A 22,106-nucleotide genomic window follows, 5' to 3' on the forward strand; every position below is an offset into this window, starting at 1 on the left:
GGCAAGAGGTCGACGGAATGTTGTTCGGTTGGATTAGGGTGCATGCCTATGAGCCATCCGAGCATGCCGTCCGACCTCCTCCGCGCGGCCGAGCACGCCAAGGGGTTCATGCCGCGCGAGGAGGGCCTGGCCCTGTTCGAGGCCGCCTGCTCCTACGGCCCGCGCGGCCCCATCTGCGAGATCGGCACCTACTGCGGCAAGTCCGCGATCTACCTGGGCGCGGCGGCCAGGCGGACGGGCTCCGTCGTGGTCACCGTCGACCACCACCGCGGCTCGGAGGAGATCCAGCCCGGCTGGGCGCACCACGACCCGACGCTGGTGGACCCGCGTTTCGGCAAGATGGACTCGCTGCCCGCCTTCCGCACCGCCATCGCCTCCGCCGGGCTGGAGGAGGAGGTCGTCGCGATCGTCGGCCGCTCCGAGCGGGTGGCCGCGCTCTGGAACACGCCGCTCGGCCTGCTGTTCATCGACGGCGGGCACTCCGAGGAGCCGGTGACCCGCGACTATGAGGGCTGGGCTCCGCATGTCGTCGTCGGCGGCGCGCTGGTCTTCCACGACATCTATCCCGACCCGGCCGACGGCGGCCAGGCTCCCTATGGCGTATACCTGCGCGCGCTCGCCTCGGGCGCCTTCGAGGAGGTCGCCGTGACGGGCTCGCTGCGGGTGCTGGAGCGGGTCGCGCCCGGGATCTGAACGTCCTGAGGTCTACCGGCCGGGGAGGCGTCCCGGCCGGTTTTTTTTGCGTGCCCGCCTCTTGACGATGAAAGCGCTGTTCGAGCAGCATACCATCAATACAGAACAGCGTTCGGGAGGACCGAACAACAAGGGGTGGCCCACACATGCTCACCATCAACCGGACCCGCCCGGCCACGGGCGCAGGCCGGATCAGCAAGGTCGAGACGCTCAGTCTCGGCACCGCCTGGCGCGACTTCGGCTACGTGCGGATCACCACCGACGAGGGCCTGACCGGCGTCGGCGAGATCACCCATCCGTACCGTGGCGCCGAGACGTGCGCGCTCGCCGAGGCGATGGGCCGCCGCCACCTGATCGGCGCCGACCCGTTCGACACCGAGGAGCTCTGGGTGCGCATGTACCAGGGCGACTTCCTGCGCGGCGGCGACATCGGCGGCATCGTGCTCAGCGGTGTGGACCAGGCGCTGCACGACATCCAGGGCAAGTTCCTCGGCGTGCCCGTCTACCGGCTGATCGGCGGCGCGTGCCGGGACGAGATCCCGGTGTACGCCAACGGCTGGTACACCGGCCCGCGCGAGCCCGACTCGTTCGCCAGGCTGGCCGCGCAGACCGTCGGCAGAGGATACCGGGCGCTGAAGTTCGACCCGTTCGGCGCGGGCGCCGGCGAGCTGGACCGCGCCGAGCGCGGACTGTCGATCGCGATCGTCGAAGCCGTCCGCGACGCCGTCGGCCCCGAGGTCGAGCTGTTCATCGAGGGCCACGCGCGGTTCGTCATGCACGAGGCCGTCAAGCTGGCCGCCGAGCTGGAGCGCTTCGACATCGGCTGGTTCGAGGAGCCCCTACCCTGGACGCACATCGACAGGTACGCCGAGCTGCGCGCCAGGACCACGATCCCGATCTCCGGCGGTGAGCACTTCCACAACCGCTACGAGTACAAGCGGCTGTTCGAGACCAACGCGGTCAACATCGTGCAGCCCGACCTCAGCATGGCCGGCGGGTACACGGAGATACGCAAGATCGCGGCGATCGCCGACGTGCACTCCATGGTGGTGGCGCCGCACAACTCCAACTCGCCGTTCTGCACCACGGCCTCGGCGCACGCGGCGGCCTCGATCCCCAACTTCAAGATCCTGGAGACGTTCGACAGCCTGCTGGAGCCGTACGTCTTCGACGCCCTCCAGGGATGCCTGCCGGTCGTCGACGGCCGCCTGGAGCTGCCCACCCGGCCCGGGATCGGCGTCGAGCTCGTCGACGAGGTCTTCGCCGAGCACCCGCCCACGCAGGGCTTCTGGAACATGTTCGCCCCCGGCTGGGAGAGGCGGGAACGCTCGTGACCACGACCTACGCCCCCACGGTCGGCCAGCGGGCGATGCGCAAGGCGATGTGGCGGCTCGGCCCCTTCCTCGGCCTGCTGTACCTGATCGCCTACATCGACCGGAACAACGCGGGCTTCGCCAAGCTGGAGATGACCCAGGCGCTGAACATCACCGAGTCGGCGTTCGGGCTGGCCGCGGGGATCTTCTTCATCGGGTACCTGATCTTCGAGGTGCCCAGCAACCTGCTGCTGCAGCGCTTCGGGGCGCGCAAGTGGATCGCCCGGATCATGGTGAGCTGGGGGATCGTCGCGATCCTCACCGCCTTCGTCGCGGACGCGACCCAGTTCACCGTCGCCCGGTTCATCCTCGGCGTCGCCGAGGCCGGGTTCTTCCCCGGCGTGCTGCTGTACATCACGTTCTGGTTCCCGCAGCAGTACCGGACGACGGTCCTGGCCATCTTCGCCGTCTCCAACCCGCTGGCCAACGCGATCAGCGCGCCGATCTCCGGCTGGATCCTGGAACTGCACGGCATGTGGGGCCTGGAGGGCTGGCAGCTCGTCTTCATCCTGGAGGGCATCCCCGCGCTGCTGCTCGCCGTGGTCACCTACCGCTGGCTGCCCGACCGCCCGCAGGACGCCAAGTGGCTCGACGACGACGAGCGGGACTGGATCACCGGCACGCTCGCCGAGGAGGAGGCCGCCACCGAGCGCCGCCACGGCCGCCTGAGCCTGGGCGAGGTGTTCAGGAACGGCAAGCTGTGGAGCCTGATCTTCCTCTTCTTCGGCGTGGTGTTCGGCGCCTACGGCCTCGGGCTGTGGCTGCCGACGATCGTCAAGAGCATGGGCGACTACTCCACGGGCGTCGTCGGCCTGCTGGTCATGATCCCCAACCTGTTCGCCGCGATGGTCATGCTGCCCTGGGAACGCTTCGCCAGGAAGCGGGGCAACATCCCGCGTCAGGCGGGCATCACGCTCACCGTCACCGCGCTGGCGCTGCTCACCGCTGTGCTGGTGCGCGACACGCCGGTCCTCGCGCTGATCGCGATCAGCATCGGCATGGCCGCGCTGTTCTCCACCACCCCGCTGTTCTGGAGCCTGCCGCCGACCTTCCTCACCGGTACGGCGGCGGCGGCCGGGCTGGCCTTCATCAACTCGGTGGGCAACCTGGCCGGGTTCGCCGGGCCGTACGCGATCGGGTGGATCAGTGAGACGACGGGCACGGCCGTGTGGGGGCTGCTGGTGGTGAGCGCGCTCACCCTCGGTGGCGCGACGGTCGCCTTCACGCTGTCGCGCAGGAAGGACTGGACGACGTCCTGACCGGAGGAAGGGCCGCCTCGGCGGCCCTTCCGCATGCGGTCAGCTCAGGCCGAGCAGGGGGAGCGCGTCGCGGTCGATGAGCCGCTCGACCTGCTCGGCGTCCAGGCCGGGCAGCCCCTTGGGGCTCTCCACCGCGGCCACCGCGCGCAGGCCCTTCACCGAGTCGTTCACCGTGGTGAACGGGTAGTCGCTGCCGAACAGCAGCTTGTCCCACACGCCGTACTCCTGCGCCAGCATCAGCGCCCGCCAGAGCTGGAAGGGCCGGTAGTGCAGCGCGCTGACGTCGGCGTAGACGTGCGGGTGCTTGCGGATGACGGCCAGGCACTCGCCCTCGTACGGGTGGCCCAGGTGGGCGAGGATCATGCGCAGCTCCGGGAAGCGCCGCGCCACCTTGTCGGCCAGCATCGGCCTGGCGTACTCGATCGGCGCCTGGGAGACGAACGTGGTGCCGGTGTGCAGCAGAACGGGCAGCCCGTGCTCGGAGGCGTAGGCCCACAGCGGGTCGAAGTCCTCGTGGCCCGGGTCGAACCCGGCGTACATCGGCATCAGCTTGATGCCGCGCAGGCCCAGGTCCCGGTGCCCGAGCCGCAGCTCCTGCCGCCAGCCGTCCTGGGTGGGGTCGAGGGACATGAAGCCGATCAGCCGGTCGGGGTGGGCGGCGGCGTAGGCGGCCACGTGCTCGTCGTCCACCCAGAGTCCCGACAGCCTGGCCTTGCCGCCGAAGACGATCGCCTTGGAGTCGGCGGGCGAACTCGCGGCGTACTCCTCCCAGCGCACGGTCAGGTCCACCTCGCCGGTGCGGGACCGGCCCGCCTGCGCGAGGAAGTCGCCGGCGAAGTGGTCGGGGCAGCCGAACGCGTGGCTGTGCACGTCGACGATCACGTCAGACTCCTTGTTCGGTATAGCAGAACGTTGTTCGCCAAGGAGCATATGACATCGCCTACTGGCGGCCCCCGAGCAGGCCGGTGATGCGCTCCGCGTGGGTGCGCACGCTCTCGCCGATCTGGTGGATGCGCCAGGCGGGCAGGTCGAGCTTGAGGCCGGTCACGCTGACCGCGCCCGCGCACTGGCCGCGGTGGTCGTGGACGGGCGCGCCGACGCAGAAGATCCCCTCGGCGTCCTCCTCGTCGTCGACGGCGTAGCCGCGGCGGCGGACCTCGGCCAGGTCGGCCAGGAGCGTGGGCAGGTCGGTGATGGTCCGCGAGGTGCGCTGCGGCAGGCCGACCCGCTCGACGATCTCCCGTAGCCGGTCCTCGGGCATCGCGGACGCCATCGCCTTGCCGAGGCCCGTGCAGTGCGGCGGCTCGCGGTGGCCCATGTGCAGGTCGAAGCGGACCGTGCCGGGGGCGTCGACGCGTCCCACGATCACCGCGAAGCCCTCTTCGGGCACCGCGACCCGGGAGGACATGCCGGTCTCCTCGGACAGCTCCCGCAGCACCGGGCCGGCCACCTCGCGCAGCGAGACCTGCGCGACCGCGTGCTCGCCGAGCCTGGCCAGCGCCAGGCCGAGCCGGTAGCGCCGGGAGGTGCCCTCGCCCTGGGAGGAGACGAAACCGTGCATCTCCAGGGTCTGCAGGGTGGAGAAGGCGGCGCTCTTGGAGGCGCTCACCCGGCGCGCCACCTCGGTCACGGTGAGCCCGTCGCCCGGCTGCTCCAGGCTCTCCAGGATCTCGATCGCGCGGCTGACGCTGCGCACCTGGTATCGCGCATCAATCTCGTTCGCTACCACCGAACAAGGGTCTCGTGACGGGGAAAACCTGTCAAACCCGGCGTTGACAACGGCGGGAATGTCCCCATAGATTCGGTACTAGAGAATATCGTTCTGTAGTACCGAACAAGAGGGGGATCGGATGACGCTCCGCGGGGTGCTCCCCGTCCTGGCCACACCGTTCGCCGCGGACTGGTCGATCGACGAGAAGGCGCTCGGCGCCGAGGTCGACTGGGTGCTGGCGCAGGGGGCGGACGGCGTCGTCATCGCCATGGTGTCGGAGATCCTGCGGCTGGCCACCGACGAGCGCGAGCAGCTCGCGGCCGTGGTCTGCGAGCAGGTGAACGGGCGCGGTCCGGTGGTGGTCAGCGTGGGCGCCGAGAGCACCCACGTGGCGCTCCGGCTGACCAGGTCCGCCACCCGCGCGGGCGCCGACGCCGTCATGGCGGTGCCGCCGCTCTCCACGGCGCCCGGCGACGACGAGATCGAGTCCTACTTCCGGGCGATCCTCGACGAGACCGAGCTGCCGCTGATCGTCCAGGACGCCAGCGGCTACGTCGGCCGCCCGATCTCCCTCGACCTGCAGGCCAACCTGCTGGACGAGCACGGGCCCGACCGGGTGCTGTTCAAGCCCGAGGCGGTGCCGGTCGGCCCCCGGCTGAGCGAGCTGCGCGACGCCACCGGCGGCCGGGCGCGGGCCTTCGAGGGCAGCGGCGGCATGGCGCTCGCCGACAGCTTCGCCCGCGGCGTCGTCGGCACGATGCCGGGCCCCGACCTGGTGTGGGCGATCAGCGCCCTCTGGCAGGCCCTCGAATCGGGCGACCAGGCCAGGGCCCAAGCCGTGAACGAGGCCCTGACCCCGCTGCTCGCCCCCGTCACCAGCCTCGACTCCTACGTGGCCTTCGAGAAGCACCTCCTGGTACGGCAGGGCGTGCTGACCGACGCCCGCGTCCGCGGCCCCCGGGCCTTCAGCCTGGACGCCGAGTCCCGCAGGCAGATCGACGGGCTGTTCGACCGGCTGAAGGACGTGGTGTTCGCGTGAGGGCGCTGGTGCTGAAGGACTTCGGCGACCTGGTGGTGGCCGAGCGCGAGACCCCGGTGGCCGGTCCCGGCCAGGTGCTGCTGCGCACCCTGTCCACCGGCATCTGCGGCTCCGACCTGCACGGCTACACCGGCGCGAACGGGCGCCGGGTGCCGGGTCAGGTGATGGGCCACGAGACCGTCGGCCGGGTCGCCGCCGTGGGCGACGGCGTCGACCTGCCCGAAGGGCTGCTCGCGACGGTCAACCCGGTGATCTCCTGCGGCGTCTGCCCGGCCTGCGCCGCCGGGACCGAACAGCTCTGCGCCACCAAGCGGGTGATCGGCGTCGACCCCGCCATCTCCGCCGCCTTCGCCGAGTACGTCGCCGTGCCCGCCGCCAACCTCGTGCCGCTGCCCGAGTCGATGCCCGAGGCGTACGGCGCGCTGATCGAGCCGCTGGCGGTCGGCTACCACGCGGCCACCAGGGGAGCGGTCACCGCGGCCGACACCGTCCTGGTGATCGGCGGCGGCCCCATCGGCCAGGCCGTCGTGCTGGCCGCCCGCCGGATGGGCGCCGAGCGCATCCTGGTCAGCGAGCCGAACGCGGGCCGCAGGCGGCTCTGCGAGAGCCTCGGCGCCGAGGTCGTCGACCCGGCCGCCGGAGCGCTGCCCGACCAGGTGCGCGAGCGCCTCGGCGGGCCCGCCACGGTGGCCTTCGACGCGGTGGGCGTCTCCGCGACGATCGCCGACGCGCTGGCCGCCACCTCGCTGGGCGCCAGGGTGGTGCTCGTCGGCATGGGCGCGCCCATCGTCGAGCTGGGCGCGTTCGCGATCAGCACCGCCGAGCGCAGCCTGATCGGCACGTTCTCCTACCCGGCCGCCGAGTTCAGGGCCGCCGCCGAGTGGGTCGCCGAGGCGCCCGCCGAGCTGGACCGGCTCATCGAGAAGCAGGTCGCGCTGGAGGAGGCGCCCGCCGCCTTCGCCCAGCTCGCCCAGGACCTCGGCATCGCGGGCAAGGTGCTCGTCCGCTGCTAGCGGTCCCGCCTGGCCCACACCCGCCGGGTGTGGGCCAGCCACGCCAGGAACTCCTGGTGGTCGTGCGGGTCCAGGTCGAGTGTGGCCAGGGCCCTGGCCGTCCACGAGGCCGCCTCGTCCGGGTCGGCTCCGGCCAGGGTGCGCACGGCCTGCACCGCCCGGTCCGGCACGTGCCCCGCCTGGAGCATCGTCGCCGCCGCGAACGCCGCCCCCTGCGCCAGGTTCGCCCGGAAGCCGCCCGAGGTGGCGTGCGCGGCCAGCCGTTCCAGCTCCTCGTCGTCGGCCCCGCCCACGTACGTCGCGGCGTAGGCGACACCGCTCCACAGGTCGGGCCGCCGGCCTACGGGGAAGCCCGCCACCCGCGCCGCCACGTCCTCGGCGAAGGCGCAGTCGTGGAACCAGAGCAGCCGCCCGAGCCCCAGATCGAAGATCGCCTGCTGTGACCTGGTGTGCAGGGCGGGCGCGCACCTCTCACCCACCAGCCGGTCGGCCTGCGACAGCGCCCGCTGGAAGCCGTACCCGTCGACCGCGAACCAGCGGCGCAGCGGATGCGGCCCGCGCAGCCCCCACATCGGCGGCACCCGCAACCGGGCGCAGGCGCGTCCCGCGCCCAGGTAGACGGCCTGCGGATGGTCGGCGGCCGGGCCGATCAGCAGCGCGTGCAGCCGCCGGTCGCCGCTCAGGGTGAGCAGGTCCAGTGTCGCGCAGGCCGCCGCGGCGCCCTCGTAGCCGGAACCCCGCAGCTCGCGGGGAAGGTCCTCGATCAGGTCGAGCTCGTCGGCCAGGATCGCGTTGAAGCCGAAGAGGTGGGCCTTCTCGGCCTGCTCCAGGCTGGTACGCGCGGGCCCCGGCCGGAAACGCCGTCTGGCCAGGTCAGCCTCGCGCGGGTGCCGGGTGAGCAGCCGGCACAGGCCGGTCGCTCCGGACGGGCGCGGATCCTCGTAACCCAGGAAAGTGTTGTCCAAGAGTGCGGTCGTGTCCGTGTCGCCCACTGTTCCCCCGGAAGACGCCTTGTACGGCCATTCCCGAAGCTAGTAAGGCTCGGGCGACGCCCAGCGGCGGCGCTCCGGAATTCACGGCAAAGAACAGGTAAAAGGGGTTGCGGTCAGGCGCGGGCCGGAGTGCAGCCGCACAGATGCGGCTCGATGGCCGGCACCGAGGGCGCGCCCGCGTCCCTGAACAGCGCGGCGCCCTCGGTGTAGCCGCACAGGGCGTCGGCCGCCAGGACCACGGCGGCGGCGGTGTAGCCGGAGCGCTCGTGCGGGAAGTGCCGGTCGTTGGCGAACTGCCAGCCCGTCCAGTAGGAGCCGTCGTCGTGGCGCAGGTGCTGGACGTCGGCGAACAGCCGGGTGGCGCGCTCGCGGTCGCCCAGTGCGTCCAGCGCCAGCACCAGCTCGCAGGTCTCCGCGCCGGTCACCCACGGCTGGTCGGACACGCAGCGGATACCCAGCCCCGGCACCACGAACCGGGACCACTCCCTGGCCAGCAGCTCGAACGCCTGGGCCCCGCGCACGGCGCCGCCGAGCACCGGGTAGTACCAGTCCATGGAGTAGCGGCTCTTGTCGGCGAACGCCTCCGGGTGGGCGGCCAGCACATGCGCCAGGCGGTCGGCGGCCAGCTCCCAGTGCGGCTGCGGGTCGGCGAGGCGGTCGGCCAGCCGTACGCCGGAGCGCAGGCCCTGGTGGATGGAGGAGCAGCCGGTGAGCAGCGCGTAGTCGGCGGCGCGGCCGGACGCGTCGCGCTCCCAGACGATCTCGCCGCGCGCGGTCTGCAGGCCGACCACGTAGTCGAGCGCCTTCTTCACCACCGGCCACATGCTCGCCGCGAACGCCTCGTCGCCGGTGACCAGCAGCTCGTGCCAGACGCCGACGGCGATGTAGGCGGCGTGGTTGGACTCGCCGTTCGCCTCGGTGGCGGTGCCGCCGACCAGCTTGGCGGGCCAGGAGCCGTCGGCGCGCTGGTGCCCGGCCAGCCAGCCGTACCCGTGTCTGGACTGGGCGGTCAGGCCCGCGACCGACATCGCCATCAGGCACTCGACGTGGTTCCACGCGTCCACATGGCCCTCGGGCCAGGGCACGCCGCCGTCCTCCTCCTGGATCGCCGCGATGCTCGCGGCGGTCTGGAGGACCTGTGCCTCGCTGATCACGCCGCGGGCTTCCGCACGTAGAGGACCACGCTCTTCCCGATCAGGGGGTTGAGCAGGGACTCGGCGATCCTGGTCGCGGCGGGACGCTTCATGATGTCCCAGACGAGCAGCTCGTGGTACGCCTTGGCGATCGGGTGGTCGTCGTTGTTGACGCCGACCGCGCACTTGATCCACCAGTACGGCGCGTGCAGCCCGTGCGCGTGGTGGTGCGGGCCGATCTCGAAGCCGGTCGACTTCAGCTTGGCGCTCAGCTCGGCCAGCGTGTAGATCCGCACGTGCCCGCCGGGGGCGGTGTGGTAGTCCTCGTCCAGCGCCCAGCAGATGCGCTCGGGCAGGAAGCTCGGCACGGTGATCGCCGCGCTGCCGCCCGGCCTGAGCACCCGGAAGATCTCCGCCATCGCGGCCATGTCGTCGGGGATGTGCTCCAGCACCTCGGCGGCGATCACCCGGTCGAAGCCGCCGTCCTCGAACGGCATCTCCAGCGCGGTGCCTTGCACGGTCTCGCCGGTCGCGCCGGGGGGCACCTCGCCCGCCTTGTCCATCGCGACGAACATCGCGTCGACGTTGTCGAGCTCGGCCTGGTCCATGTCGAACGCGACCACCTCGGCGCCCCTGCGCAGCACCTCGAACGCGTGACGGCCGCCGCCACAGCCGAGGTCGAGCACGCGTACGCCGGGCCCGACGGGCAGCCGGGCGAAGTCGACGGTCAGCACTTACCGGTCTCCTCTGGCTTCTATGGCTTCTCTGTAGGCGTCGACCGTCCGCTTGGCGACGACGTGCCAGGTGTAGCGCTCCATGACCCGGTCGTAGCCCGCCTTGCCGACCCGCTCGCGCTCCTCGGGCGAGTCGTGCAGGCGGCGCAGGACGGCGGCCAGCTCCTCGGGGTCGCCGGGCGCCACCTGGACGGCGGCGTCGCCGACCACCTCGGGCAGCGCCCCGGTACGGCTGGCCACCAGCGGCGTGCCGCAGGCCATGTGCTCGACGGCGGGCAGCGAGAAGCCCTCGTAGAGGGAGGGCACGACGGAGATCTCCGAGGTGGCGATCAGCTCGCCCAGCTCGTCGTCGGAGATGCCGTGCACGAACGTCACCCGGTCCTGCAGGGACAGCTCGTGGACCAGTTTCTCGGTCGGGCCGCCGGGGGTGGGCTTGCTGACGACGGTGAGGTTCACGTCGCGTTCGGTGGCGAGCTTGGCGACCGCGCGGAGCAGGGTGGCGACGCCCTTCATGGGGGAGTCGGCGCTGGCCACGGCGACGATCGACCCCTTGCGCCGCGGCTTGCCGGGGCGCGGGTGGAAGTAGCGGGTGTCGACGCCGAGGGGGATCAGGCGCATGTTCGCCTGCGGGACGTTGAAGTCGCGGTGGATGTCGGCCAGCGACGACTCGGAGACCGTCAGGATCGGGCTCAGCCTGGGGGCGACCTTGGCCTGCATCTTCACGAAGCCGTACCACCTGCGCATGCTCAGCTTCTTGCCGCCGGTGGCGGCCTTGAGCTCGATGCGGCGGTCCACGCTGATCGGGTGGTGGATGGTGCCGACGACGGGGAAGAGCTTCTGGATGCCGAGCAGGCCGTACCCGAGGGTCTGGTTGTCCTGGACGACGTCGAAGTCGCCGACGCGCTTCTTCAGCTCGCGCAGGGCGCGCAGGGTGAAGGTCAGCGGCTCGGGGAAGCCCGCGGTCCACATGGTGCCGACTTCCAGGAGGTCGATCCAGTCGCGGTACTCGTGGCGTTTGGGGGTCCTGAACGGGTCCTCGTCGCGATAGAGGTCCAGGCTCGGCACCTTGGTGAGGACGACGCCCTCGTCGAGCTCGGGGTACGGCTGGCCGGAGAAGACCTCGACGTAGTGCCCCAGCGCGACCAGCTCACGGCTCAGGTGGCGGAGGTAGACGCCCTGGCCGCCACAGGTCGGCTTGCTGCGGTAGGACAGCAGCGCGATCCGCAGCGAATCGCTCACGGACACCCCTTTCTCCGCCGGTAGTACCGTGAAAGATGACCTTAGTCTGCGACCTTACCATTGGGTAGGTAGCCTGCGACTGATGTGGAATTGTTCCTCATGTCTCTCTCAAGCCTCGCGAACTGCGATGTTAGCTTGACCGAGCGGCGTTCGGTGGAACCTGTTCTACATGGTCTGGGAGTCGTGGTTGTACATTCCCGTCCAAGTGACGTGAAGCGATTGATGGAGGACCCGTTGGCCAGGCGTGCGCTGATCACCGGCATCACCGGGCAGGACGGTTCCTACCTGGCCGAGCATCTGCTGGAAGAGGGGTACGAGGTCTGGGGCCTGGCCCGGGGACAGGCCAACCCGCGGGTGTCCCGCATGCGCAAGCTGCTGGCCGACGTGCGGGTGGTCCGCGGGGACCTGCTCGACCAGGGGTCGCTGATCTCGGCCGTGGAGAAGGTGCAGCCCGACGAGGTGTACAACCTCGGGGCCATCTCGTTCGTGCCCATGTCGTGGGAGCAGGCGGAGCTGACCGCCGAGGTCACCGGGATGGGGGTGCTGCGCATGCTGGAGGCGATCCGGGTGTGCTCGGGCATCTCCTCCTCGCGCACGGCCTCCGGAGCCGGGCAGATCCGCTTCTACCAGGCCTCCTCATCCGAGATGTTCGGGCAGGTGAGCGAGACGCCGCAGAACGAGAACACCTCCTTCCATCCGCGCTCGCCGTACGGCGTGGCCAAGGCCTACGGGCACTTCCTGACGCAGAACTACCGCGAGTCCTACGGGATGTACGCCGTGTCGGGCATCCTGTTCAACCATGAGTCGCCCCGGCGCGGAGCCGAGTTCGTCACCAGGAAGGTGTCGCTCGGCGTGGCCCGGATCAAGCTCGGGCTCGCCTCGGAACTGCGCCTCGGCAACCTGGAGGCCAGGCGCGACTGGGGGTACGCCGGGGACTACGTGCGCGCGATGCACCTGATGCTGCGGGCCGGGACGCCGGAGGACTACGTGATCGGTACCGGGCGCACCCAGTCGGTGCGGGAACTGGTGGAGGCGGCGTTCAAGGCGGCCGACCTGGACTGGGAGCAGTACGTGGTGGGCGACCGGTCGCTGCACCGGCCCGCCGAGGTGGACCTGCTCTGCGCCGACCCCAAGAAGGCGCGGGTGCAGCTCGGCTGGGAGCCCACGGTGTCCTTCGAGGACCTGGTGGCGATGATGGTCGAGGCGGACCTCCGCCTCCTGTCCGACGGCGGCGACCCCGACCAGGACTCCTCCTGGCCCTAACGCGCGGGCACCTCACTGGTACGGGCGGCGTCGAGCAGGTCCTCGGGGCGCACGGGCACGTCGGCCTCTCTGACGTAGTAGGCGGGCAGGCGCCGGGTGTCCCGCGTCAGGCGGTGCAGGTAGCGCCCCACCAGCGCCAGCGCGGCCAGCGTCAGCCCCGAGACGACGAGCTGCGCCCCGTCCACAAGCGGCCCCTCGCCGAGTACGGCGAGCACCAGGGCGGTCGCCGCCCCGAGCGCGGCGACCGCGTAGACGGCGTTCAGCGGGCGCAGCGAGAAGCCGAAGAAGAGCTCGAAACTGTGCCCGGCCAGCCTGCCGAGACGCAGCTTCGAGCGGCCCGCGGTCCGCTCCCGGTGACTGACGGGCGTACTGGTGTACCTGGCGCCGACCAGCGGCACGGCGGGAATGAACCAGGGCAGCCGTAACTCGGTGATGGTGCGGGCCACGCCGGTGCGCACCACCCGGAAGGTGGAGGCGCCCCGGGGCATGTCGATCCGGAAGACCCGCCGCGCCGCCCAGTGCAGCCCCGCCGACCCGAGCCTGCGGACCAGCGGGTCCCGGCGGTTCCGGCGCTCGCCGAACACCACGTCGTACCCTTCGGCGGCCTTGGCCAGCAGCGTCCAGATCTCCTCGGGAGGCACCTGGAGGTCGGCGTCGCACTGGACCGTCCACGGCTGCGACGCGTACCGGAACCCAGCCGCCATCACCGCATCGATCCCGAAATTTCGGGTGAAGGACAGGTAGTGCACCCGCTGGTCGGCTTCGCTCAGGCGGCGGATCCGGTCGAGGGAGTCGTCGGTGCTGCCGTCGTCCACGAACAGGATCTCCAGCTCGTCCAGCTCCGACAGCGCGGCGACGAGCTCCCGGTGGGCCACCTCCACCTGGGCGCCCTCGTTGAAGCACGGCACGAGCACGGTCAGCCCGGTCATCGGACCCTCCCCAGCACCAGGCCGAGGACGAGCGAGTTGGCCCCCAGCGCGTATACGGCTCCCGCGGCCCCGGCGAGCGGGATCGCCACCGCGCCGATCACGGTGACGGCGACAGCGGCGAGGACGACCGCCCCGGCGCTGCCGCGCAGGCCGCTCTCGTCGGTGTTCTCCAGCACGAACAGCCCGCAACTCGGCAACGTCCACACCACCAGCAGCGACAGCAGCAGCGCGCCGAGGGCGAGCAGGGAACGGGTCCCCGCCAGCCCGCCGACGAGCGCCGCCCCGGCGAGCAGCAGCCAGGCGGCGCCCGCCCAGGCGCCGAGCCGCGCGATGCGCCGCCCGAGCTCGCGGGCCTCCGCGACCTCGCCCGAGGCGATCCGCAGCGACAGGCGCGGCTGGTAGATCCGCTGCAGCGTGTAGATCAGGGACGAGGCGAACCCCCACGCCAGGAGCACCAGGTAGAGGTCGCCGCTCTGGTCCGCGTGGGAGGTCAGCGACAGCTCCACGAACAGGGCGCCCACCATCAGGTTGCTCATCACGTCGGCCGCACCCATCAGGGTGACCGTGTGGAGGAGGATGTCGCGCACCGAGCGGCGCATCGGCCGCGCTCGCCGGGGCAGGCCGTGCAGCAGGGCCAGGTTCAGCGCCGTGGTCAGCAGCAGCAGGCCGCCCAGGTACCCGGCCGGCGGCACGTGCGCGGTGAACGTGAGCGCGGCCATCACCAGCATCCCCAGGCCGAGCAGGGCGAAGTAGGCGATGTCGCGCAGGTACCTGCCGAGCACGCGGTGGACGGCCACGCCCAGCATGCCGCACCCGAGCGAGACGTAGTAGGCGCAGCCCAGCAGATACAGGGTGAGGGTCGAGTCCGGCGCGAGCGCGAACCCCGCCGCCGCGGCCACGGAGAAGGGCAGCGGCAGGTAGGCGACCACCACGCGGAGCATCCAGGTGAGCTGCTCGCGGGTACGGCGGGCGCGCGGGATCAGCTTGAGCGCCGCCTTCTCCGTGCCCGACTGGACCAGGATGTTCAGCCAGCCCACCGCGCCGATCACCGTGGCGTACCGGTTGAAGTCCTGCCTGCTCCAGGCCAGCACCAGGATGACGGCGGAGCCGTACAGGAGCAGGCGGAAGGTGGCGCGGCCGGCCAGCAGGCTCAGCAGGCGGCGCGGGCCGACGCGGTGCTCGATCGTGGCGGTCACCCGGCGTCCATCTCCTCGAGTACGGCGTCGCGCAGCGGGCGGGCGCCGTTCTCCAGATAGGCCCGCAGGGCCTGTTCGACCCGCTCGGCGCCGAAGCGGTCGAGCGTCCCCGAGATCGACGGCCCCCGCTCCACCCGGAACAGCGCGGCGAAGAAGACCCTGACCTGCTCGGCGGCGAACGACTCCGGCAGCGGCAGCAGCTCCTTGACCGCCTCGGGGGCGGGGTCGTCGGCGGGGGACGCCTCCAGCCAGGTCGTGGCCCGGCCCTCGGCGGCGAGCCAGCGCCGCAGATGCCCGGCCCGCTCAGCCGCGAAGGCGGGGTCAGAGCCGCCCAGCCGCGCCACGGCCAGGTTCACGTCGTAGCAGGTGGCGTGGAGCGCGGCGCACACCTTGGAGAACGCCGGAGGCTTGGCGGGCAGCGCGTCGAGCGGGACCTCGCTCACCGCTTCGAAGGCGGCTCGCTCCGCCGCCGAGGACCGCGCCCTGGCGACGAGCGCGTCGAAGTCCTTGTACCAGCGGGCGAGCGCGACCCGGTCGGGGACGCCCGGATCGGCCTGGGCGCGCACCCAGCGCACCATCCGGGCGGGCAGGTAGGCCGAGAGCGGGTCGCCGTCCACGGAGGCCAGCCCCTCCTCGGCGGAGTCGTCGAGGAGCGAGGCCCTGAACACCGCGCCGCACGCGCGGCAGGAGTAGCGCCTCCGGCGGAGGAGGGCGGGACGCGGATGCCCGCACTGAACACACGTCAAGGGAGAGTCCACTGGTCAGAGGGGCACGGCGATGGCTGCGGAGGGGACGAGTTCGGCGCCCAGGCCGCTCTTGACGTCCGCCTGTCCCTTGCCGAGGACCAGCCCGGACTTGCCCGCGCGGATCGCCCACTCGGTCATCCGGACGTATCCGTCGAAGTACAGATGCTTGCGCCCGCCGTCCTCAGGAGACAAAGCTCCCCAGCTCAGGCAGATCGGCCACTTGGGGTGGTCCAGGATGAGGGAGAGCCCGAGGAGCCGCCGCCCGCTGTCGCGGTAGGCGATCGCCACCATCTCGTCGCCGCCGACCAGCGCCTCGAGGTAGGGGAGCGACGGTGGCGCGAGGGGGAAGAGCCTGCTGCGGTACTTCAGGTCGTTCTCCGCCCGGAGCGCCGCGGCCTCGGCTCCGCTCACCAGGTCGCGGGCCGGGCCCACCCGGACCGACAGCCCGGGATCGGCGTCGATGCCCCTGGCCCGCCGCCGCAGGGAGTCCCGGCGGGGGCGGTCGAGCCCGGCGTACCACCCGTCGAGGTCGTCCCAGGGGGTGGCGAGCCTGGCCAGCGGCTCGGTGGGAAGGCGGACCTTGACCACCCCGGGCACCAGGCCGGGCTCGTCCGCGGACACCTCCCGCCACACCATGCTCCGCCAGCCGACGCCCAGCTCCCGGCGGACCCCGCGTACATAGCCGCGCAGCAGCTCGCGCCGCTCCCCGGGCTCCGGCTCGCCGGTGAACCACCAGCCCTTCTGCGAGCGGTTGCCCGGCGCGTGCACGTCCAGGATGCCCGCCGGGTCCCTGCGGCCCGCGTAGACCCCGCGGTGCGGGCGCGCGCCGCGCAACGACGCGGACACGGCGCCGACCGCGACGCCTCCCCGCCGGAGCACGGTGACCAGCACCGGGGCCTGCGCCGCCCAGGCGTAGCCGCGCAGCAGGTCGTACCGCCAGGTCACGCACTGCCCGGCGGCGCGGCGCAGAGCCTCCCAGTCGCCGGGTTCCGGATCGTGCCGGGGGTCCAGGTGCTCCAGGGTGAGGGTCATCCCATCGCCCAACGGGGGACGACGAGCACCTTCATCGGGACGTAGTCGAAGCCGAGTGACCGCTTGAGCTCCACCCGGCCACGGCCGCAGTAGAGCTGCTTGGCCCCCTCGTCCGCCATCCGCCGGACGAGTCGCGCGTAGAGGTCGAAGTAGAGGTCCTTACGGCCGCCCGCCGCCACCGGCAGCGTCGCCCAGGTCGCGGAGATCGGGGCCGTCGGGTGGTGGAACAAGGTGTTGAAGGCCAGCAGGCGGCCCTCGTCGTGGTAGGAGATGACGGTCACGTCGTCGCGCCGCGCCACCGCGGCGAAGTACTCGGCGGGCAGCAGTTTGGTGAGGTCGCGGCGGGGCGCCAGCCGTGTCGTGTGCAGGCGGTTCAGCTCGGACATCTCGGCCGGGTCGAGATCGTGCCGGGCCGTACCCTCCTCCACACGCAGGTCCGTGGCCTGCGTGACGGCCCGGATCTGCCGGCGCAGGCTCTTCCGGCGCGTCTTGCTGAGCGAGCCGAGCCAGCCGTCGACCGAGGACCACTGGATGTCCATCACCGAGGTGCCGAGCGAGTCCCGTGAGATCGAGCCGCGCCGGGTCACCAGGGTCAGCTCGGGTTCCGTCAGCATCCGGTAGAGCACCCCGGCGAGCCCCCACCCGAGGTGCCGCGCCGCCGCCCGCTCGAACTCCCTGAGCATGGTACGGCGGGCCTCCGGCGTCACCTCGCGGGAGAAGTGCCAGGTGGCCTTGTTGGAGTGGCCCGGCAGCCAGACGTCCAGGACGAGCGGCTCCCTGCGCGGCCTTGCGGCCCGGGTGGAGCCGGGTAAGCGCAGGCCGAAGTAGATCGCGCCGACCGCCCCGACGATCCGGCCCTCGTCACGGAACACGGTGAGCAGAGGCCGGGCCCGTGATCCGGCGGACGCCGCCGCGATGACGTCGTAGGCCCAGAAGGCGGGCAGATGCTCGGTTTGCCGGAAGTCTTCCCAGCCAGCGGGCTCTGGATCGGTATCCGGATGCAGGATGTCCAATTTCACTGGGATGCCCTCCGGCGGCAACGTTCATCACAACATGGAGACAAAGGAGGTTGTCATGAAGAACTTGATTATATGTCTGGTTTGATCATGGGCGCACGGCCACAAGGAAGTGCGTGCGGCTGCTGGAAAGCGCCTACAGGCGGAGAGTGACATGAAGGTCGGAGTTACTGGTGGTAACGGCTTTATCGGCCGTTATGTCTGCGAAGAACTCGCAGCGAGAGGGCACGTTCCGTTGGTGTTCGATCACCGGGATCGTAGCGAAGGCCCGTGGGAGGTCATGCGGGGAGACATCAGGGACGCCACGGCGATGACCGAACTGGCGGCCCACTGCGACGCGATCATCCATCTGGCGGCCGTACTCGGCACCCAGGAGACGATCACCAATCCGCGACCGGCCGCGGAGACGAACCTCATGGGCGGCCTGAACTTCCTCGAGGCCGTCGCCCAGTACGACCTGCCCGGCGTCTACATCTGCGTCGGCAACCACTGGATGGACAACAGCTACTCCATCTCCAAGACGGCGGTCGAGCGTTTCGCCCGGATGTTCAACGCCCACCGCGGCACCAAGGTGAACCTGGTGCGCGTCGTCAACGCCTACGGCCCGCGCCAGCAGGCCGCCCCGCCGTTCGCGGCGGGCAAGGTCCGGAAGATCACCCCCGCCGTCGTGTGCCGGGCGCTGTCCGGCCTGCCCGTCGAGCTGTACGGCGGCGGCACCCAGATCTCGGACATGGTGTGGGTCGGCGACACCGCGCGGGCACTGGTCTCCGCGCTGGAGGTGGCCTCGACGCAGAAGGCGCTCGACCACGTGGTCGAGGTCGGCCCGACCACCTCCGGCAGCATCCGCGACGCGGCCGAGCTGATCATCGACCTCTGCGTGGCCAGGGGCTACGAGCGGGTGCCCATCGTCGACCTGCCCATGCGGCCGGGCGAGACTCCGGAGACCGCGGTCACGGCCGACACCGAGACCCTGCGGTCCGTGGGCATCGACCCCGCCTCGCTCGTCTCCCTGGAAGAGGGCATGGCGCGAACCGTGGACTGGTTCATCGAGAACCGCGGCGTCCACTGGAACGCACCGAAGTGAAGCACCTGGTGATCCTTGGCGGCTCGGACGGCACCATCAGTGCCTTCCGGGCCGCCAGGCGGCTCGGGCTGGGCACGATCTGCGTGGACATGCGCGCCGACGCGCCGGGTGTCCGCGAGGCGGACGAGTTCCTGCACATCAGCACCCGCGACGTGGCGGCGATGGCGCAGGCGCTGGCCGGCCGCGACGATCTCGCGGGCGTGCTCGCTCCGGGCAGCGACATCAACCTGCCCTCCCTCGTCGAGCTGACGGGCCTGCTCGGCCTGCCCTGCGGCCTGACCGAGCGGGCGCTGCGCGCCTCGGTGGACAAGGCGTACTTCCGCTCGGTGTGCGAGCGGATCGGCCTACCCGGCCCCCGCTACGCCAGCGGCCCCGCCGTGCTGGAGGAGGCCGTACGGCTGGCGTTCCCCGTCATCGTGAAGCCCGTCGACTCGGGCAGTTCCCGGGGGATCACGATCTGCCGTACCCCCGCCGACCTGGCCGCCGCCGTCGAGACCGCGACCGCGGCCTCACCCTCGGGAACCGTGATCGCCGAGGAGCTGGTGACCGGGCTCGACCTCTGCGGCGAGGCCGTCCTGCTGGACGGCAGGGTGGCGCTGCTGGGGCTGAGCGAACGCGTGACCGCGCCGCCCGAGGTGGTGGCCGTGGGCCACGACATGGCGCCGCGCGACGACGTGCTGACCAAGCGGGTCACCGAGCAGCTCGAACTGGTCTGCGCCGAGCTCGGCTACCGCGACGGCCCGGTCAACCTCGACCTCTTCGTCACCGGCGAGGAGATCGTGCTGATCGAGATGGGCGCGCGGATCGGCGGCAACGGCCTGGGCGAGGCCCTCGGCCTGATGTACGGGGTGGACACCGTGGAGGCGGTGGTCCGGCTCGCCGTCGGCGAGCGCCCCGCCCTGGCCGCCGGCCCGGCCGGGCACGCCGCCGTCCGGGTCCTGCGCGCGCCCGTGGCGGGCACGCTCGTCGCCATCCGCGGCCTGGCCGAGGTTCGCGCCCTGCCCGGGGTGGCGGACGTGGTCGTCGTCGCGGCTCCCGGAGACCAGGTCGTGCCGTACACCGAATGCCGGGCGAAGCTGGGCTACGTGCTCGCCTCCGCCGCCTCCGCGGGGGAACTGGCGGAGGTGCTGGCCGCCGTGGACGGCCTGGTCGGTGTAGATGTCGGCTGAGTTCTCCGCGCGGGCCTGGGACCTGGCCTACCGCCGGGTCGTCGGCCACGCCTTCCGGCGGGTGCCCTTCTACCGCGACCAGTGGGTGGCGGCCGGCCGGGCCCTCGACGAACCCGAGCCGACCCCCTCCGCCGCGCTCGCCGGCCAGCTCCACCGCCTCTGCCCGTTCGCCAGGCCCTTCGACCCGGCCGGCGAGCCCAGCCTGTGGATCGGCGAGGCCCGGATCCTGCGCGAAGCCCTCACCCTGGTGGGAGCCCCGCGCCGAACCCCCGTCCTGGAGGTACGGCCCGCCGTCCTCGACCGCCGCACCCTGGGACCGGGCGGACCCCGGTACGGCGTGCTCCTCGGGCCGGACGCCAAAGTGGTGAACGAGGCCAGGCGGCGGGCGCTGAACGCCGAGGCGCTCGAACTCGCCACCACGGCGGGCCGGGCGGTCGTGGTGGGCGACCGGCAGGCGCTCGACGAGGTCCTGCCCCGGCTCGACGGCGTCGACGTGACCACCGTCGAGCGGGTCTCCCTCGCGCAGGCCGCTGCGGGGGAGAACGGGACGCTGGTGCACGACCCGCACCTCGGCTACTTCGCGGGCCGGGCCTCCTGCGGCCGGATCCACCTGCTGTGGCGTCGCTTCCACGCCAGGCGGGCCGGGCAGGTGACGACCGTGTCGGCATTGCGGCGGCGGCCCGTCCTCGTGGACGTCATCCCGGACGACCCCCCGTCCGGGCACACCCCCGGCACCTGCCCCGAACACGGCACACCGATCATCTCTCCGCTCTGACCTGGGAGTTCACTGTTGTCCCAATCATTCTGGCGGGCCAATAGGGTCGCCCTGCTGGCAGGTGTGGTGGCCCTGGCGGCCGCCGGCGCCGTTCGTTTCGTCCTGCCGTACGAGCGGGAGCTCACCTCGCTCTGGTTGTTCCTCGCGAAGCTGGTCCCCCAGATCGCCGCCATCGTGGCCATCGCCTGGCTCGACGTCGAGTGGGCGCGGCGGCTGCGACTGCACCTGGTCGCGATGCCCGCGATCTTCCTGGCCTTCCTGCTGTACTTCGTGCCGAAGACGTTCATGACCGCCCGGGACATGGCCGCCGAACTGGCCACGTTCGAGGACCTGTACCTGCACGTGGTCGTGTTCGTGCCGTTCCTGATCGTGGCGCTGGTCCTGGTCTACCGGATCGGCGGCGGCACCCGGGAAGGTGTGCTGCGGACCGGGGCCGCGATGACGATCCTGCACGTCTCCGGGCTGGAGGACCTGGTCGCGGTGTCCATGAACAGCCAGCTCGACGCGATTCCCGAAGTGTGGGACTGGGCGCACCACATCACGGTGAGAATCGGCCACGCGGCGACGAAGTACGAGGCGTACGCCTTCATCGCTGCCCACGTCGTGGCCGCGATCCTGGCCCTCACCCTGCCCAGACGCCTCTTCCGCCGCCGCTCCACTTCCCGACCTTCCTGACGCCGGCCCGCCTCGTGGCCCCGGTTCTCTTCCTCACTCCGGCCTGCCTTGTGGCCCCGGTTCTCCTCCTGACCCCGGCCTGCCTTGTGGCATCGGCCCGGTGCGGACCCGAATCGGGACCGTAGGTTCAGGTGGACGGGACCGCCGGGCGGATGTACTGCCGCCATGACCACCACACTCCCCCCGACCCGCCGCCAGCTCACCGTCTTCGCGCTGGTCCTGCCCGCGCTCGTGTTCCCGTCCCTCGCCTTCGCCGTGTCTCAGGGGCTCGACCTGGACCGGCTCGACGAGGCGCCCATCGCCGCGCAGATCGCCGTCTACAGCGGCGGGTTCATGCCCGGCATCGCAGGGCTGGCGGCCTGGCTGGCGGGCGGGCACGGCCTGCGCGGCTTCGACTGGGGCTTCCGCCGGGTGCCCTGGCGGACCATCGGCGTCGCCTGGGCACTCCCCACGCTGAGCATCGGCCTGGCGTACGGCCTGGCCTGGCTGACGGGGATCGCGCGCTTCGAGCCCGGGAACCTGGTCTTCGGGGTGCATCCCGCTGTGGGGGTGCTGCTCGGGCTGGTTCCTGGGATCGTGCCGTACATGGTGCTGTCGTTCGGGGAGCAGGTCGGCTGGAGTTCCATGCTGGCGGTTCGGTTGTCCGGAAGCAGGAGCGCCGATGTGACGGCGTTGATCGTGGGCGTGGTGTGGGGGGTGTCGCACTTTCCGCTGATGCTGATGGTGCCGGGGGGAATCAAGGAAGGGGTGCCTGCGGCGTACGCCCTGCTGTGGTTCGTGGTGGAGACGGTCGCGCTCGCCTATCCGCTGGTGTGGCTGCGGCTGCGCACCGGAAGCATCTGGCCGGTCCTGGTTCTGCACGCCACCCTGAACGCCTCGCTGTACTCAGTGGCCGTCGTCATGACCACGGCCACGGAGCACACGGCCTGGTTCCTCGGGGAGGGAGGCGCCCTGACATCCGTCTGCATCGCGACCGTGGTATTCGCCACCCGGCCGCTTTGGCGCTCTACACCCTCACCCAAGCCCTAAGTGCTT

The 22,106-nt window shown here is 71.6% G+C and carries 22 protein-coding genes; 11 read left to right on the top strand and 11 right to left on the bottom strand.

Annotated features, from left to right (window positions below; genetic code table 11):
* The first annotated feature begins 48 nt into the window (after nucleotides 1-48).
* The 3 genes from ABZ911_RS27920 to ABZ911_RS27930 all read left to right on the top strand — a co-directional run bounded on the left by ABZ911_RS27920 (nucleotide 49) and on the right by ABZ911_RS27930 (nucleotide 3,325).
* Nucleotides 49-693: a class I SAM-dependent methyltransferase gene (locus ABZ911_RS27920; RefSeq protein WP_358062027.1), complete on the top strand. Its 645-nt coding sequence runs from the start codon at nucleotides 49-51 to the stop codon at nucleotides 691-693.
* Between the two features lie 146 nt (nucleotides 694-839).
* Nucleotides 840-2,027 (top strand): mandelate racemase/muconate lactonizing enzyme family protein, encoded by a 1,188-nt coding sequence (locus ABZ911_RS27925; protein ID WP_358062030.1) that lies wholly within the window; start codon nucleotides 840-842, stop codon nucleotides 2,025-2,027.
* Nucleotides 2,024-3,325 (top strand): MFS transporter, encoded by a 1,302-nt coding sequence (locus ABZ911_RS27930; RefSeq protein WP_358062033.1) that lies wholly within the window; start codon nucleotides 2,024-2,026, stop codon nucleotides 3,323-3,325. Before ABZ911_RS27925 ends, ABZ911_RS27930 begins: the two co-directional genes overlap by 4 nt.
* 39 nt (nucleotides 3,326-3,364) lie before the next feature.
* Here ABZ911_RS27930 and ABZ911_RS27935 read toward each other — a convergent pair whose 3' ends face one another.
* The gene (locus tag ABZ911_RS27935; RefSeq protein WP_358062036.1) at nucleotides 3,365-4,207 is read right to left on the bottom strand and encodes an amidohydrolase family protein; all 843 of its coding nucleotides are present in this window, start codon (nucleotides 4,205-4,207) and stop codon (nucleotides 3,365-3,367) included.
* A 58-nt stretch (nucleotides 4,208-4,265) separates the two neighbouring features.
* Nucleotides 4,266-5,054 (bottom strand): IclR family transcriptional regulator, encoded by a 789-nt coding sequence (locus ABZ911_RS27940; protein WP_358062039.1) that lies wholly within the window; start codon nucleotides 5,052-5,054, stop codon nucleotides 4,266-4,268.
* Nucleotides 5,055-5,175: 121 nt separating this feature from the next.
* Here ABZ911_RS27940 and ABZ911_RS27945 point away from each other — a divergent pair, with 121 nt between their 5' ends.
* Nucleotides 5,176-6,075, top strand: a complete 900-nt coding sequence (locus ABZ911_RS27945) for a dihydrodipicolinate synthase family protein (RefSeq protein ID WP_358062042.1) — start codon at nucleotides 5,176-5,178, stop codon at nucleotides 6,073-6,075.
* Entirely contained in the window at nucleotides 6,072-7,088 is a 1,017-nt protein-coding gene (locus ABZ911_RS27950; protein ID WP_358062045.1) for an alcohol dehydrogenase catalytic domain-containing protein, read from the top strand. The genes ABZ911_RS27945 and ABZ911_RS27950 overlap by 4 nt, the downstream gene beginning before the upstream one ends.
* Here the strand turns inward: ABZ911_RS27950 and ABZ911_RS27955 are convergent.
* From ABZ911_RS27955 to ABZ911_RS27970, 4 genes are all read right to left on the bottom strand, one after another.
* Nucleotides 7,085-8,053 (bottom strand): DUF1702 family protein, encoded by a 969-nt coding sequence (locus ABZ911_RS27955; protein ID WP_358062048.1) that lies wholly within the window; start codon nucleotides 8,051-8,053, stop codon nucleotides 7,085-7,087. The genes ABZ911_RS27950 and ABZ911_RS27955 overlap by 4 nt on opposite strands.
* Before the next feature lie 140 nt (nucleotides 8,054-8,193).
* Entirely contained in the window at nucleotides 8,194-9,234 is a 1,041-nt protein-coding gene (locus tag ABZ911_RS27960; RefSeq protein WP_358062051.1) for a prenyltransferase, read from the bottom strand.
* A complete protein-coding gene (locus ABZ911_RS27965) occupies nucleotides 9,231-9,947 on the bottom strand; it encodes a methyltransferase domain-containing protein (RefSeq protein WP_358062054.1) in 717 nt (238 codons plus the stop codon). The genes ABZ911_RS27960 and ABZ911_RS27965 overlap by 4 nt, the downstream gene beginning before the upstream one ends.
* Nucleotides 9,948-11,192 carry a glycosyltransferase family 4 protein gene (locus ABZ911_RS27970; protein WP_358062057.1) on the bottom strand — a complete coding sequence of 415 codons (1,245 nt, stop codon included), beginning with the start codon at nucleotides 11,190-11,192 and terminating at the stop codon, nucleotides 9,948-9,950.
* A 228-nt stretch (nucleotides 11,193-11,420) separates the two neighbouring features.
* On the opposite strand from ABZ911_RS27970, the gene ABZ911_RS27975 reads away from it, so the two are divergent.
* The gene (locus ABZ911_RS27975; RefSeq protein ID WP_358062196.1) at nucleotides 11,421-12,449 is read left to right on the top strand and encodes a GDP-mannose 4,6-dehydratase; all 1,029 of its coding nucleotides are present in this window, start codon (nucleotides 11,421-11,423) and stop codon (nucleotides 12,447-12,449) included.
* Here ABZ911_RS27975 and ABZ911_RS27980 read toward each other — a convergent pair.
* From ABZ911_RS27980 to ABZ911_RS28000, 5 genes are read right to left on the bottom strand one after another with little or no spacing between them, the layout of a single operon-like run.
* Nucleotides 12,446-13,378, bottom strand: a complete 933-nt coding sequence (locus ABZ911_RS27980) for a glycosyltransferase family 2 protein (protein ID WP_358062060.1) — start codon at nucleotides 13,376-13,378, stop codon at nucleotides 12,446-12,448. The genes ABZ911_RS27975 and ABZ911_RS27980 overlap by 4 nt on opposite strands.
* Entirely contained in the window at nucleotides 13,375-14,574 is a 1,200-nt protein-coding gene (locus ABZ911_RS27985) for a hypothetical protein (protein WP_358062063.1), read from the bottom strand. Before ABZ911_RS27985 ends, ABZ911_RS27980 begins: the two co-directional genes overlap by 4 nt.
* A complete protein-coding gene (locus tag ABZ911_RS27990; RefSeq protein ID WP_358062064.1) occupies nucleotides 14,571-15,320 on the bottom strand; it encodes a hypothetical protein in 750 nt (249 codons plus the stop codon). Before ABZ911_RS27990 ends, ABZ911_RS27985 begins: the two co-directional genes overlap by 4 nt.
* 15 nt (nucleotides 15,321-15,335) lie before the next feature.
* Entirely contained in the window at nucleotides 15,336-16,352 is a 1,017-nt protein-coding gene (locus ABZ911_RS27995) for a hypothetical protein (protein WP_358062066.1), read from the bottom strand.
* Entirely contained in the window at nucleotides 16,349-17,371 is a 1,023-nt protein-coding gene (locus tag ABZ911_RS28000; protein ID WP_358062068.1) for a GNAT family N-acetyltransferase, read from the bottom strand. The genes ABZ911_RS27995 and ABZ911_RS28000 overlap by 4 nt, the downstream gene beginning before the upstream one ends.
* Nucleotides 17,372-17,522: 151 nt before the next feature.
* Between ABZ911_RS28000 and ABZ911_RS28005 the strand changes: the two genes are divergently transcribed.
* The 5 genes from ABZ911_RS28005 (at nucleotide 17,523) to ABZ911_RS28025 (ending at nucleotide 22,100) form a co-directional block, all read left to right on the top strand.
* Nucleotides 17,523-18,452, top strand: a complete 930-nt coding sequence (locus ABZ911_RS28005) for an NAD-dependent epimerase/dehydratase family protein (protein ID WP_358062071.1) — start codon at nucleotides 17,523-17,525, stop codon at nucleotides 18,450-18,452.
* Nucleotides 18,449-19,621 carry an ATP-grasp domain-containing protein gene (locus tag ABZ911_RS28010; protein ID WP_358062074.1) on the top strand — a complete coding sequence of 391 codons (1,173 nt, stop codon included), beginning with the start codon at nucleotides 18,449-18,451 and terminating at the stop codon, nucleotides 19,619-19,621. The genes ABZ911_RS28005 and ABZ911_RS28010 overlap by 4 nt, the downstream gene beginning before the upstream one ends.
* Complete coding sequence (locus ABZ911_RS28015) at nucleotides 19,611-20,396, top strand: hypothetical protein (protein WP_358062077.1); 786 nt, start codon at nucleotides 19,611-19,613, stop codon at nucleotides 20,394-20,396. Before ABZ911_RS28010 ends, ABZ911_RS28015 begins: the two co-directional genes overlap by 11 nt.
* 15 nt (nucleotides 20,397-20,411) lie before the next feature.
* Entirely contained in the window at nucleotides 20,412-21,071 is a 660-nt protein-coding gene (locus ABZ911_RS28020) for a hypothetical protein (protein ID WP_358062080.1), read from the top strand.
* A 165-nt stretch (nucleotides 21,072-21,236) separates the two neighbouring features.
* A complete protein-coding gene (locus ABZ911_RS28025; RefSeq protein ID WP_358062083.1) occupies nucleotides 21,237-22,100 on the top strand; it encodes a CPBP family intramembrane glutamic endopeptidase in 864 nt (287 codons plus the stop codon).
* The last annotated feature ends 6 nt before the right edge of the window (nucleotides 22,101-22,106 follow it).

This window comes from Nonomuraea sp. NPDC046570, from assembly GCF_040645915.1.
Lineage (GTDB): Bacteria > Actinomycetota > Actinomycetes > Streptosporangiales > Streptosporangiaceae > Nonomuraea.

Excerpts from the sequence above, each read along its gene's own strand:
- ABZ911_RS27920 (WP_358062027.1), top strand. The coding sequence starts at position 49 with ATGAGCCATCCGAGCATGCCGTCCGACCTCCTCCGCGCGGCCGAGCAC.
- ABZ911_RS27925 (WP_358062030.1), top strand. The coding sequence starts at position 840 with ATGCTCACCATCAACCGGACCCGCCCGGCCACGGGCGCAGGCCGGATC.
- ABZ911_RS27945 (WP_358062042.1), top strand. The coding sequence starts at position 5,176 with ATGACGCTCCGCGGGGTGCTCCCCGTCCTGGCCACACCGTTCGCCGCG.
- ABZ911_RS27980 (WP_358062060.1), bottom strand. The coding sequence starts at position 13,378 with ATGACCGGGCTGACCGTGCTCGTGCCGTGCTTCAACGAGGGCGCCCAG.
- ABZ911_RS27995 (WP_358062066.1), bottom strand. The coding sequence starts at position 16,352 with ATGACCCTCACCCTGGAGCACCTGGACCCCCGGCACGATCCGGAACCC.
- ABZ911_RS28005 (WP_358062071.1), top strand. The coding sequence starts at position 17,523 with ATGAAGGTCGGAGTTACTGGTGGTAACGGCTTTATCGGCCGTTATGTC.
- ABZ911_RS28015 (WP_358062077.1), top strand. The coding sequence starts at position 19,611 with ATGTCGGCTGAGTTCTCCGCGCGGGCCTGGGACCTGGCCTACCGCCGG.
- ABZ911_RS28025 (WP_358062083.1), top strand. The coding sequence starts at position 21,237 with ATGACCACCACACTCCCCCCGACCCGCCGCCAGCTCACCGTCTTCGCG.